The 12,490-nt window shown below is 74.1% G+C and carries 10 protein-coding genes; 7 read left to right on the top strand and 3 right to left on the bottom strand.

The features are described 5' to 3' along the window. Nucleotides 1–64: 64 nt before the first annotated feature. Genes ABZ135_RS24940 through ABZ135_RS24930 form a run of 3 tightly spaced genes read left to right on the top strand, consistent with a single transcriptional unit; the run spans nucleotide 65 to nucleotide 3,338 of the window. Nucleotides 65–1,435: a histidine kinase gene (locus tag ABZ135_RS24940; RefSeq protein ID WP_356698468.1), complete on the top strand. Its 1,371-nt coding sequence runs from the start codon at nucleotides 65–67 to the stop codon at nucleotides 1,433–1,435. Next, a complete protein-coding gene (locus ABZ135_RS24935; protein ID WP_356698467.1) occupies nucleotides 1,432–2,094 on the top strand; it encodes a response regulator transcription factor in 663 nt (220 codons plus the stop codon). Before ABZ135_RS24940 ends, ABZ135_RS24935 begins: the two co-directional genes overlap by 4 nt. A 38-nt stretch (nucleotides 2,095–2,132) precedes the next feature. After that, nucleotides 2,133–3,338 carry a cytochrome P450 gene (locus tag ABZ135_RS24930; protein WP_356698466.1) on the top strand — a complete coding sequence of 402 codons (1,206 nt, stop codon included), beginning with the start codon at nucleotides 2,133–2,135 and terminating at the stop codon, nucleotides 3,336–3,338. On the opposite strand, the gene ABZ135_RS24925 is transcribed toward ABZ135_RS24930, so the two are convergent. Further along, entirely contained in the window at nucleotides 3,301–5,031 is a 1,731-nt protein-coding gene (locus ABZ135_RS24925) for a hypothetical protein (protein WP_356698465.1), read from the bottom strand. The genes ABZ135_RS24930 and ABZ135_RS24925 overlap by 38 nt on opposite strands. 150 nt (nucleotides 5,032–5,181) lie before the next feature. Then, nucleotides 5,182–5,985 (bottom strand): diacylglycerol kinase, encoded by an 804-nt coding sequence (locus ABZ135_RS24920; protein WP_356698464.1) that lies wholly within the window; start codon nucleotides 5,983–5,985, stop codon nucleotides 5,182–5,184. Nucleotides 5,986–6,128: 143 nt separating this feature from the next. Between ABZ135_RS24920 and ABZ135_RS24915 the strand changes: the two genes are divergently transcribed. Beyond that, nucleotides 6,129–7,412 (top strand): adenylosuccinate synthase, encoded by a 1,284-nt coding sequence (locus ABZ135_RS24915; protein ID WP_356698463.1) that lies wholly within the window; start codon nucleotides 6,129–6,131, stop codon nucleotides 7,410–7,412. Between the two features lie 78 nt (nucleotides 7,413–7,490). Here the strand turns inward: ABZ135_RS24915 and ABZ135_RS24910 are convergent, their stop codons facing one another. Next, entirely contained in the window at nucleotides 7,491–8,321 is an 831-nt protein-coding gene (locus ABZ135_RS24910; protein WP_356698517.1) for an oxidoreductase, read from the bottom strand. 97 nt (nucleotides 8,322–8,418) lie between these two features. On the opposite strand from ABZ135_RS24910, the gene ABZ135_RS24905 reads away from it, so the two are divergent. From ABZ135_RS24905 to ABZ135_RS24895, 3 genes are all read left to right on the top strand, one after another. Further along, nucleotides 8,419–9,351 carry a LysR family transcriptional regulator gene (locus ABZ135_RS24905; RefSeq protein ID WP_356698462.1) on the top strand — a complete coding sequence of 311 codons (933 nt, stop codon included), beginning with the start codon at nucleotides 8,419–8,421 and terminating at the stop codon, nucleotides 9,349–9,351. 88 nt (nucleotides 9,352–9,439) lie between these two features. Beyond that, complete coding sequence (locus tag ABZ135_RS24900; RefSeq protein ID WP_356698461.1) at nucleotides 9,440–10,426, top strand: hypothetical protein; 987 nt, start codon at nucleotides 9,440–9,442, stop codon at nucleotides 10,424–10,426. A 191-nt stretch (nucleotides 10,427–10,617) separates the two neighbouring features. Then, nucleotides 10,618–12,489: an HSP90 family protein gene (locus ABZ135_RS24895; RefSeq protein ID WP_356698460.1), complete on the top strand. Its 1,872-nt coding sequence runs from the start codon at nucleotides 10,618–10,620 to the stop codon at nucleotides 12,487–12,489. Nucleotide 12,490: the final 1 nt, after the last annotated feature.

Below are 12,490 nucleotides of genomic sequence, written 5' to 3'. Positions count from 1 at the left end.
CTCAGGGGGGACGCGGAAGGATCCGCATCCAGCCGGACGACCGCGTCCCCGGGTCCCCCGTACCGTGGCAGACGTGACCGAGACCCAGACCACCGGATCGAGCCGCAGCCCCGAGCTCCGCCTGACGCTGAAGGCGCTCGGCGGTCTGCGCGCGGACCTCGTCGACGACGCCTTCGCCTACCGCCCGCTGCCGCGCATGGACGTGGAGAAGGGCCCGACCCGCTTCCTGCCGGGGCGGATACGCGCGCACGCCGGCCTGCTCCCGCACGCCGTCGTCGCCTTCCTGGCGCTGATCGTCTTCTTCATGGGCTACGAGACCGTGCGCGGTCAGTTCGCCCCCCTGGTGCTGGTGTACGCCTCGGTGCCGGCCGTCGTCGTGCTGCTCACCCTGGTCCGCCCGGTCCTCGCCTTCTGGGCCTCGCTGGCCACCACGCCCTTCCTGGCGTACGCGAGCGGATACGGCGACGGCTGGCCCTGGTCGCCGAACTCCTTCGGCGCCCACCTCGTGGTGCTCGTCGTCGTCGCGGCCCGCACCCGGCCCCGTACCGCCGGCTGGATGTGGCTGGTCACGGGCTGCTACGCCCTCCTCGCCACCGTCGTCTTCGGCGGCTACGGCTCGGACGCGCCCCAGATGATGTTCTTCTCCGCGCTGTTCCTGCTGGTCGTCGCCATGCGCCAGGTCCGCCGCGACGCCGCCCGCGAGGTCAGCGTCCAGCAGTCGGTGACCGCCGTCGAGCGCTCCCGGCGCACCCAGCTCGAAGAGCGCACCACCATCGCCCGCGAGCTGCACGACGTGGTCGCCCACCACATGTCCGTGGTCGCCATCCAGGCCGAGGCGGCGCCCTACCGGGTGGAGAACCCGCCGCCGGAGCTGGAGCAGGCGTTCGTCACCATCCGCGAGAACGCGGTGGCCGCGCTGACCGAGCTGCGCCGCATCCTCGGGGTCGTACGGGCCGAGGACTACGAGGCGCCCGACGCGCCGCAGCCGACGCTCGCCGATCTGGACGGCCTGATCGGGAACGTCCGCGAGGCCGGTCTGGAGGTCGATCTCACGGTGACGGGCGCGGTGCGGGAGCTGCCGCAGGGCGTGGAGCTGTCGGCGTACCGGATCGTGCAGGAGGCCCTGTCGAACGTGCTGCGGCACGCGCCCGGCGCCCCGGCGAAGGTCGAGGTGAGCCATGTCCTCGGCGGTCTCGGCCTGCGCGTCGCGAACGGCCCCGCCCGCGGCCTGGTCAAGGCGTCCCCGGGCGCCGGGCACGGCCTCACCGGCATGCGGGAGCGGGTCGCGATGCTGGGCGGCGAGATGACCGCCGAGCCGTCCGCCGACGGCGGCTACGAGGTCACCGTCTTCGTCCCCGTGGCCCGCGACGAGGTCCGTGACGAGCCGCGCGACGCCGAGGTGCGGGACGAGACGCGAGAGGAGCCGCGGCCGTGATCCGGGTCCTGATCGTCGACGACCAGATGATGGTCCGCGAGGGCTTCTCCGTGCTCCTCGGCGCCATGCCGGACATCGAGGTCGTCGGAGAGGCGGTCAACGGCCGCGAGGCCGTCGCCCAGGTGGCCGCCCTCCACCCCGACGTGGTCCTCATGGACATCCGGATGCCGGAGCTGAACGGCATCGAGGCCACCCGCGAGATCGTCGCCGCCGACGCGGACGCGAAGGTGCTGGTGCTGACCACCTTCGACCTGGACGAGTACGTGTACCAGGCGCTGCGCGCCGGGGCCTCCGGTTTCCTCCTCAAGGACGCCTCGGCCCGGCAGCTCGCGGAGGGCGTCCGGGTGGTCGCGGCCGGCGAGGCGCTGCTCGCCCCCACCGTCACCAGGCGGCTCATCACCGAGTTCGCGAAGTCGTCGGCGGCCTCGCCCCGGCCGCCCGCGATGGCGCGGATCGGCGACCTGACCGAGCGCGAGACGGAGGTCCTCGTGCTGATCGCGCAGGGCCTGTCGAACGCCGAGATCGCCGACCACCTCGTCGTCGCCGAGTCGACCATCAAGACGCATGTGAGCCGGATCCTGGTGAAGCTCGGCCTGCGCGACCGGACGCAGGCGGCGGTCTTCGCGTACGAGGCGCGGCTGGTGCGGGTCGGGGGATGACCCGGTCACCGGCGCGGTCGCGGGGGTAGCGTCCGTCCATGGACGCTGCCGACGCCCCTGACGCCGCCTTCGACCCCTGGTCCCCGGAGTTCGTCGCCGACCCCTATCCCGCGTACGCGCGGCTGCGGGCCACCGGCCGCGCGCACTGGTTCGCGCCGACCCGCCAGTGGCTGATCCCGCACCACGCGGACGTGTCGGCGCTGCTCAGGGACCGCCGCCTGGGCCGTACGTACACCCATCGCTTCACCCACGAGGAGTTCGGCCGGGAGGCCCCGCCGGCCGCCCACGAGCCCTTCCACACCCTCAACGACCACGGGCTGCTCGACCTGGAGGCGGCCGACCACACCCGGATCCGGCGGCTGGTGTCGAAGGCGTTCACCCCGCGCACGGTGGAGGACCTGGCACCGACGGTACGGCGCCTCGCCGCCGGCCTGGTGGGGGAGCTGGTCGCGGCGGGCGGCGGCGACCTGCAGGCGGCCGTGGCCGCGCCCCTGCCCGTCGCGGTGATCGCCGAGATGCTCGGCATCCCGGCGGACGAGGAGGAGCGCGGGCGGCTGCGGCCCTGGTCGGCGGACATCTGCGGGATGTTCGAGCTGAACCCCTCGGAGGAGACGGCCCGCCGGGCGGTCCGCGCCTCGATCGAGTTCTCCGACTACCTGCGGGAGCTGATCGCCCGCCGCCGCCGGGACCCCGGTCCCGATCTGATCTCCGCGCTGATCGGCGTCGAGGAGCTGACCGAACAGGAGATGATCTCCACCTGCGTGCTGCTCCTCAACGCGGGCCACGAGGCGACCGTGAACACGGCCGTCAACGGCTGGTGGACGCTCCTGCGGCACGGGGTGCGCCCCGATCCCCAGAAGCTGTCCACAGCGGTGGAGGAGATCCTCCGCTACGACACCCCGCTCCAGATGTTCGAGCGCTGGGTCCTCGACGACATCGAGATCGACGGCACCGTCATCCCCCGCGGGTCCGAGGTCGCCCTCCTCTTCGGCTCCGCCAACCGCGACCCCGCCCGCTTCGGCCCCACCGCCGACCGGCTCGACCTCACCCGCGCCGACAACCCCCACATCAGCTTCGGCGCCGGCATCCACTACTGCCTCGGCGCCCCCCTCGCCCGCCTCGAACTGACCACCCTCTTCGACGAGCTCCTCCACCAGGCCCCCGACCTGCGCCTCACCACCGAGCCGGTACGCAAGCCGGGCTATGTCATCCGGGGTTTCGAGGCGCTGATGGTGGAGGTGTGAGGGCCTGGACCCGGGAGGCCGGGGCGGCCAGGAGCGCGACCGACTCCATGCGGGAGGCGAACTCCGCCGTCCCCGCCTCCAGGTACGGCTCGGCCGGCCACAGCGCCCGGCCCTCCGCCCAGGCCACCACGAGCGGCCGCCCGTCGAGGTCCCGGTCCAGCCAGCCGCGCAGGTCGACCTCCCCGGTGGGCTCGGCCGGACCGCTCCTCGCGAGCAGCGGCAGCACCCCCTCGGGCCGGTCCTCGTCCCCGCCGTGCGCGCCGAAGACGACGAGGAGCGGCTCCTCGGGCCGGTCCACGAGCACATAGCGCTTCGGTACGGGTACGGGCGCGGTGGCCGCGCGGGCGAGGCGGACGGCGACATGGCGGCCGTGGGTGAGCAGCCGGTACCAGGACAGCGCGCTCGCGGCCGCCGGCACCACGCCGAGCAGCACCACCGGCCCCGGTATCTCGTCGAACCTCCACCCCACGACCAGGGCGACGGTCGAGAGCGTGGTGACGGCGGCCCCTTCCAGCTCGGAGATCCGCCGCAGCCCGCGCACCCGCCACCACGGCGACGTCCGCACGTCGGCCTCGCGGAGCCGGGACCTCGCCGTGCGGCGGGGCCGTGCTCCGGCGACGGCGGCGGCGAGCGCGCCGTACGTCACGTCGGGGCCGGGGCCGGTGCGCGTCTCGGACGGGAAGGTCTCCTCGACCCGTACCGGCTCGGAGGAGCGGCGCCGCAGCAGAAAACCGGCCGTGCCGCCGACGAGACCCACCACGAGCACACCCGCACCCAGCACGCTCAGCACGGCGACATCCTCGAAGGCGTCCGTGCCCTCCCGCTCCAGGTTGTACAGCTCACCCTTCCAGGGCCCGTACGAGACGACGAAGGCGTTGTCCCAGCGGTACACCGCCGGGTCGGCGTCCGCGGCGCACCGGAAGGGGCCCGTGCGCCGCGATCCGTCGAACGGGTCCCGCCACTCCACCGTGCAGTCGCGGTCACCGTGCTTGCTCCGCAGCACCACCTCGATGAGCGGGTCGCTCTGCGCGGCCTGGTCGTACCCGTGGCCGACCCCCGTCGCGAGCGCGCCGATCACCACGACCCACCGCCACAGTCCCAGGAGCCGGACGGCCCGCACCCGGCCGGCGGCCGGCACCGCGGGGCCCTGCGGCGGCGCCGGCGCGGGGCGCCTCAGCAGCCCGTCGGCGACCGCCTGCCGGACCATCTGTGCACGCGTGGCCCTGCCGCGCACCGGCTTCGCCCAGAAGAGCTCGCCGCCGCCGGGCTGTGCCAGCACTCCGCCGGTCCGTGGATCCCCGCACCACCACAGCACGCTGCCGGACCCGGGCTGGACGAGCCGGAAGCGCTGCCAGGTGGCGCTCATGGTCAGTGGCCATGCCTCGCCCGCCTCGGGGGCGCTCAGGACGACGGCCCCCGCCTTCATGCCGTGCGGCAGGAGCGCGGCGGGGTGCGCGGACCAGGGACCGGCGGCGAGGACGCGCCGCATCCGGCGGGCCTGCGCCACGGCGCCGAGCCCGATGAAGGCGAGGCCCACGGCGGCGACGAACAGGAACGCCGCGAGGTCCTCCCCCCACCCCTCGTCCGCGCTCGCCAGGAGCCATCCGCCGGCCGTGCTTCCGATCAGCCCCGCGACCGCCCACTCGACGGCCCGCCGCCGGTGCCGCGCCAGCGCTTCCACCGTCTCCGGCACCGCGAGCGCGCTCGGCCCGCGTCCCGGACCGGCTCCGTTCCCGGATCCTCCCGCTCCACCGGATCCCGCGTTCTCCTCGGGTCCCCCGGACCCCTCGACCCCCACTGAACCCATGCGGTTCCCCCCGTTACGACATGCCCCGCGCCGAGACTAGAGGGCGGTCACCGGCAGTGTCAGCCCCCACACGCCGGGCCGCACCGTCCAGGTGCGGCGGCGGACCGGGCCCGAGACGGTGGTGTCGGCGCGGTAGCGGAAGTCGGGGCCGGTGACGGTGAGGGTCTGGGCGGTGAGGCGGAGGGGCGGGGCGCCCGCAGGGGTGAGGGTGAGGGCGGCGGCGCCGCCGAGGGCGCGGACCGTCATGCCCTCCAGCGGCGCGTCCACGTCCGTGAGCAGGACCCCGTCCGCCTCCACCCGCAGCCGGTGGGCGCGGTCGGCCAGGGCCGTCGGGGCCGGGCCGACCAGGGTGCGCACAAGGGAGCGGCAGGTGTCCCAGACGGTGGGCGCGACGGGGGCGAGGACGCGGGAGGCGGGGACGTCGAGGCGGTCGAGGACCACGCCGTCGCTGTCGTCGACCAGCAGGTCGAGCCGGCGCACCGACCCCTCCAGGACCGCCCGGGCCGCCGCGACGGTGCCCGGCGGCACGCCGAGCGCGCGGGCCGTCCGCAGGCGGTCGGGGGCGCCGATCGGGACGACGGCGAGGGCGCCGCGGACGGCCTCCCGCTCGCGCTGCAGCAAGGTCACCGCGCGCAGCAGCGCGCGGTCGTCCCCGAGGACGACGGGGCGCCGGGCGCCACGCCGGGCCAGCGCTCGGGCGAATTCCTCGGGACCCTCCGGAAGACAGATCTTCGTTTCCGCACCCGCGGACAGCACATCTTTCGCGATTCGCACGGACTCGCCGTCCATTCGGCGGGCGACCGGGTCGATGATGACCAGGAGCTGGTCGTGATCCGACACCTCGGTCCTTCCTCGGGTAGTCTCTTTGTGCAAGAGCCCCTTGCGCTATTGCGCCAGGGGCTTCGTCTATTCCGGGGCACACCGGTGAGGCGGCGTAGGCCCCCTGACCTTGGACATGCCCCACCCGGAAGGGGTGTACGCCTGTGCCCGCACTTGTGCTGCTCGGTGCTCAGTGGGGTGACGAGGGCAAGGGAAAGGCCACCGACCTGCTCGGTGGGTCCGTTGACTATGTGGTGCGCTACCAGGGCGGCAACAACGCCGGCCACACGGTCGTCGTAGGCGACCAGAAGTACGCACTGCACCTGCTCCCTTCCGGAATCCTCTCCCCGGGGTGCACCCCGGTCATCGGAAACGGCGTCGTCGTCGACCCGGCGGTCCTGCTCTCCGAGCTGAGCGGACTCAACGAGCGGGGCGTCGACACCTCGAAGCTGCTGATCAGCGGCAACGCCCACCTGATCACGCCGTACAACGTCACCCTCGACAAGGTGACGGAACGGTTCCTCGGCAAGCGCAAGATCGGCACCACGGGCCGCGGCATCGGCCCCACCTACGCCGACAAGATCAACCGCGTCGGCATCCGGGTCCAGGACCTCTACGACGAGTCGATCCTCACCCAGAAGGTCGAGGCGGCGCTCGAGGGCAAGAACCAGCTCCTCGCCAAGCTGTACAACCGGCGCGCGATCGACGCCGCGCAGATCGTCGAGGAGATGCTCCAGTACGCGGAGCAGATCAAGCCGTTCGTCGCCGACACCACCCTGATCCTCAACAACGCGCTGGACGAGGACAAGGTCGTGCTCTTCGAGGGCGGCCAGGGCACCCTCCTGGACGTCGACCACGGCACGTACCCCTTCGTCACCTCCTCGAACCCGACGGCCGGCGGCGCCTGCACCGGCACCGGCGTGGGCCCGACGAAGATCAGCCGGGTCATCGGCATCCTCAAGGCGTACACGACCCGGGTCGGCGCCGGTCCGTTCCCGACCGAGCTGTTCGACCAGGACGGCGAGGACCTGCGCCGCATCGGCGGCGAGCGCGGTGTCACCACCGGCCGTGACCGCCGCTGCGGCTGGTTCGACGCGGTCATCGCCCGCTACGCGACCCGCGTCAACGGCCTGACCGACTTCTTCCTCACCAAGCTCGACGTGCTGACCGGCTGGGAGCAGATCCCGGTCTGCGTCGCGTACGAGATCGACGGCAAGCGCGTCGAGGAGCTGCCGTACTCGCAGTCCGACTTCCACCACGCGAAGCCGATCTACGAGATGCTGCCGGGCTGGTCCGAGGACATCACCAAGGCCAAGACCTTCGGCGACCTCCCGAAGAACGCCCAGGCGTACGTGAAGGCCCTGGAGGAGATGTCCGGCGCCCCGATCTCCGCGATCGGCGTGGGCCCGGGCCGCACCGAGACGATCGAGATCAACTCCTTCCTCTAGGCGGCACCCCCCTTACGGGACCCGTGTGAAGGGCCCGCGCCCCCGGTTCGCCGGGGCGCGGGCCCTTCGCCGTACGGGCTACGCGTCCAGCTTCGTGTCCCGTCCGACCTTGTCCCAGGCGGCCAGGTCCGCCCGGACCTGGTCCAGGTGGCCGTGGATCGTGTCGATGGCGTCCTCGCCGAGGGCGAGCCGCAGCGGGGGCTCGTCGGCGTCGAGCGCGGCCAGGACGGCGGCGGCGGCCTTCGCCGGGTCGCCGGCCTGGGTGCCGCCGCCGGTCTCCACGTAGGCACGGGTGGCGCCCACGGTGTCCGCGTAGTCGGCGATGGTGCCCTCGCTGAGGCTGTGGTTGCCGAAGAGGCTGGTGCGGAAGGCGCCGGGCTCCACGATCAGGACCCGGATGCCGAGCGGGCCCACCTCGGCGGCCAGCGCCTCCGACATGCCCTCCAGGGCGAACTTCGTCGCGCTGTACGCACCGAAGCCGGCCATCGACATCTGGCCGCCGACACTGCTGAGCTGGACGATCGCGCCGGAGCGGCGGGCCCGCATGTGCGGCAGCACGGCCCGGGTCAGGGCCGCCGGGCCGAAGACGTGCACGTCGAAGAGCGAGCGCAGCTCGGCGTCGCCGGTCTCCTCCACCGAACCCACGTGGGTGCGGCCCGCGTTGTTGACCAGGACGTCGATGCGGCCGTGCCGCTCGGCGACCTGGCCGACCACCCGCTCCACGGCGGCGTGGTCGGTGACGTCCAGCGTGACCGCCTCCACCTGGTCCGGGTGGGCGGCGACCAGCTCGTCCAGGGTGCCCGCGCGGCGGGCCGCGGCGACCACGACGTCACCGGCGGCGACCGCCGCCTCGGTGAAGGCGCGCCCGAAGCCGCTGTTGGCACCGGTGATCAGCCAGACCTTGCCCATGTTCTCGTCCCCGTTCTTCTCGCTCGGTTCCTCGTGCCAACAACCCTGCCGCACAAGCCCGTTGGGCGTCCAAGATCCGTCGTGATAACCAAAGGGCATGACAGTCACGGATGTGCACGGCCGGGACCTCCGCTACTTCCTCGCCGTCGCCGAGGAACTGCACTTCACCCGCGCCGCCGAGCGGCTGTACGTCTCGCAGCCCGCGCTCAGCAAGCGGATACGGGCCCTGGAACGGCAGCTCGGCGCCCCCCTCTTCGACCGGGACCGCCACGGCGTCCGCCTCACCCCCGTCGGCACCGCCCTGGTCCCGCACGCCCGCGCCGTGCTCGCCGCGTGGGCGGAGGCGGCGGGCGCGGTCCGGGCCGCCCGCTCCGCGCAGGACGCCACCCTCGTCATCGGCATGTCCACCAGCCCCGGCCGCGGCGGCCTGCTCCCCGCGATCCGCTCCCGCTTCACCGAGCACCACCCCGGCGTCCGGCTCCGGCTGCGCCAGGTCGGCTGGGAGGACCCGACCGCCGGACTCGCCGACGGGGCCAGCGACCTCGCCTTCGTCTGGCTGCCGCTGGCCGGCGCCGAGCGCTACCGCTGGGTCGTGGTCGCCACCGAGCCCCGGCTGATCGCCCTGCCCGAGACCCACCCGCTGGCCGGCCGGGACCGGATCGCCTTCGCCGAACTCCTCGACGAATCCTTCCTCGCGCTGCCCGCCGCCGCCCCCGAACTCCGCGACCACTGGCTCGCTCTGGACGCGCGCGACGGCCGCCCGCCCCGTATCGGCGCGGAGATCGCCTCCGCCGACGAGACCTACGAGGCGCTCGTCGACGGTCTCGGCATCTGCCTGGTCGCCACCGGCAACGCCCCGCTCCTCACCCGCGGCGGCGTCGTCACCCGCCCGGTCGACGGCGTCCCGCCGTCCCGCTTCGCCCTCGCCTGGCGCGCCGGCGACACCCGTCCGGAGGTCCGCGACTACGCCCGCGCGGCGGCCCGCGTGACGCGCGCCCCGGCGCCCGGACGGGCGGGGCCCGTCGGGTGAGGCACCGGCGGAAACCCGGTGGCAGCGGTGTCGGTGGTCCCGCCTATGCTGCACCGGACTCACACGCGGACCAGGGGAGGGCGCGGCCATGTTCGGCAGGCTGTTCGGCAGGGATACGGAGGGACCGGCGGCGGATCCGTACGCCCTTCCCGTCCCGCGCAGGCGCAAGAACGGGATGTACGTCCTGCGGGCCCTCGGGGACACGCGGGTGCTCGCGCTCGTGGAGGCGGCCGACGCGGGGGACTGGGAGGCCGTCAAGGCGGCCCTCGCACCCTTCGACCTCGGCCGCGAGCACGATGTCCTCGGTGTGGTCGCGGACGTGGACGGCGTGGAGGAGTGGATCGGCCGGGCCGTCGAGGAGGACAAGGAGCACCGGGCGACCGCGCTGCTGATATCCGGGGCGCGCCACATCATGTGGGGCTGGGAGGCGCGTACCTCCGCGCGGGCCGTCGACGTCACGCAGGAGCAGTGGCGGATCTTCCACGAGCGGCTGCACATCGCCGAGGAGCAGCTCCTGGAGGCCGCCGAGCTGCGGCCGGAGTGGGTCACGCCCTGGCGCCGTCTCCTCACCTCCGGGCGCGGCATGTCGCTGGGCGCCGCCGTCAACGAGACCCGGCTCGACGCCGCCCTGCGCCGCGACCCGCTGGACGTGGAGACCCACCTGGAGTGGCTCTCGCAGCTCCAGCCCCGCTGGGGCGGCGAGCCCGGCGAGGCCATGGCGTTCGCCCGTGAGGCGCTCGCCCGCGCCCCGCAGGGTCACCGGCTCGGCTGTGTGGTCGCCATGGCGCACATCGAGAACTGGGTGGAGTCGGACGACGAGGACTGCCTCGTGGATCCGGCGATCCAGGCCGAGCTGCGGGCCGCGGCCGACCACAGCATCCTCCACCCCGCCTATGTGCGGCGCCTGGGCTGGCAGAACGACTTCAACATGTTCGCCATGGCCCTGTCGCTCGCGGATGAGCGGCACACGGTCCGGCGGGTGTTCCAGGCCCTCGACGGCGCCTACACCAGGTGGCCGTGGACCTACTTCGCGGAGCCCGAGCAGGAGTTCGCCCGCCGCCACCGCCGCGCCTGAACCGCCGGCACCACCGCGCCCGAGCCGCCGGCACCAGCACCAGCACCACCACCGCCGCGCCCGAGCCGCCCTGGCCCCCGGCCCCCGACGCCGTCGCCACTCCAGGCACCCGAGCCCCGGCCCCGACGCCGGACCCGGCCCCGGCCCGGCTCGCCCGTCCACCCGCCGCCCTTCCCACCCCGGACAGCCCGATGACTCAGCCCGACACCGCCGCGAACCCGGCCGGCGCCGACCGCACCTTCCAGGTGGATCTGCGCGGCCTCGTCGACCTCCTCTCCCACCACCTCTACTCCAGCCCCCGCGTCTACCTGCGCGAACTCCTCCAGAACGCGGTGGACGCGCTGACCGCCCGGCACGCCCTGGAGCCGGACGCCCCCGCAGGCACCTCCGCCGGCGCCTCCGCCGACGCCTTCGGCATCCGCCTCTTCGCCGACGGCTCCGTCGTCCGCGTCGAGGACGACGGCGTCGGTCTGACCGAGGCCGACGTGCACACCTTCCTCGCCACCATCGGCCGCAGCAGCAAGCGCGCCGACCGGATCGCCGAGCAGCGCGGCGACTTCATCGGCCAGTTCGGCATCGGCCTGCTCTCCTGCTTCCTGGTCGCGGACGAGATCCACGTCCTGAGCCGCTCCGCCCGCACCCCCGACGCGCCCGCCGTGGAGTGGCGGGGCCGCGGCGACGGCAGCTACACCGTCCGCACCCTGCCCGCCTCCGCCCGCCCCCGCCCCGGCACCACCGTCACGCTGACGCCGCGCGTCGACGCGGGCGAGTGGACCCGCCCGGCGCGGGTGCACGCGCTCGCCCGGCACTTCGGGTCCCTGCTGCGCCACCCCGTGACCTTCTCCGACGGCACGGCCGGCCCGGGCGTGGCCGTCAACCCCGAGCCCGCCCCCTGGGCCCGTACGTACCCGACGCCGGGCACCCGCGCCCGCGCCCTGGCCGCGTACGGCGAGGAGGTCTTCGGCTTCACCCCGCTGGACACCATCGAGCTGGACCTGCCGGCCGTCGGCCTCAAGGGCATCGCGTGCGTCCTGCCCGAGGCGGTCCCGGCCGGGCGCCGCCACGGCCACCGCGTGCACGTCAAGGGCATGCTGCTGTCGGAGCAGGCGGAGGAGATCCTGCCCGAGTGGGCGTTCTTCGTGCGCTGCGTCGTCGACGCCGAGAGCCTGCGCCCGACCGCCTCCCGCGAGTCGCTGTACGAGGACGACACCCTCGCCGCCGTCCGCGAGGCCCTCGCCGAGCGGCTGCGCGCCTGGATCGCCCGGGCCGCCGCCAGCGACCCCGATCTGCTCGCCCGCTTCCTCCAGACGCACCACCTGGCCGTGAAGTCGCTCGCCGTGCACGACGACGAGATCCTGCGGATGCTGCTGCCCTGGCTGCCGTTCGAGACCACCGACGGGCACACCACCCTCGACGAGTTGGCCCGCACCCACCGCACCGTCCTCGTCACGTCGAGCGTGGAGGAGTTCCGGCAGGTCGCGGCGATCGCCTCCGCCGCCGGACTCGGCGTCGTCAACGGCGGCTACACCTACGACCGCGAACTGGTCCACCGGCTGCCCGAGATCAGGCCCGAGGCCGCCGTCGCCGACCTCGACCCGGCCACCCTCACCGCCCACCTCGACCCCGTCGACCGGGAGACGGAACTCGCCGCCGCGGCCTATCTCGCCCAGGCCCGCGACGCCCTCGCCGTCTTCGACTGCGACGTCGCCCTGCGCACCTTCCAGCCGGCCTCCGCCCCCGCCCTCCTCGTCGACAGCCGCGAGGCCCGGCACGAGCGCACCCGCTCCCAGCTCGCCCGCGAGCAGGAGGGCGGCCTGTGGGGCGACATCCTCGGCGCCCTGCGCCAGGAGGCCCCCCGGGCCCAGCTCATCCTCAACCAGCTCAACCCGCTGGTCCGCACCGCCGTCGCCATCGACGAGCCCGAACTGGCCCGCACCAGCGCCGAAGCCCTCTACGGCCAGGCCGCGCTGCTGTCCCGGCGCCCGCTCAGGCCCGCCGAGTCGAGCCTCATCAACCGCTCCTTCCTCGACCTCCTCGCCCACGCCCTCCGCAAGGACCGCTGAC

This window comes from Streptomyces sp. NPDC006339 (genome assembly GCF_040612775.1).
Lineage (GTDB): Bacteria > Actinomycetota > Actinomycetes > Streptomycetales > Streptomycetaceae > Streptomyces.
This window is presented reverse-complemented; position numbering and strand designations above follow the sequence as displayed.

What these genes read in the sequence shown, in the direction of transcription:
- ABZ135_RS24930 (WP_356698466.1), top strand. Translation starts at nt 2,133, where the DNA reads ATGGACGCTGCCGACGCCCCTGACGCCGCCTTCGACCCCTGGTCCCCG.
- ABZ135_RS24910 (WP_356698517.1), bottom strand. Translation starts at nt 8,321, where the DNA reads ATGGGCAAGGTCTGGCTGATCACCGGTGCCAACAGCGGCTTCGGGCGC.
- ABZ135_RS24905 (WP_356698462.1), top strand. Translation starts at nt 8,419, where the DNA reads ATGACAGTCACGGATGTGCACGGCCGGGACCTCCGCTACTTCCTCGCC.
- ABZ135_RS24900 (WP_356698461.1), top strand. Translation starts at nt 9,440, where the DNA reads ATGTTCGGCAGGCTGTTCGGCAGGGATACGGAGGGACCGGCGGCGGAT.
- ABZ135_RS24895 (WP_356698460.1), top strand. Translation starts at nt 10,618, where the DNA reads ATGACTCAGCCCGACACCGCCGCGAACCCGGCCGGCGCCGACCGCACC.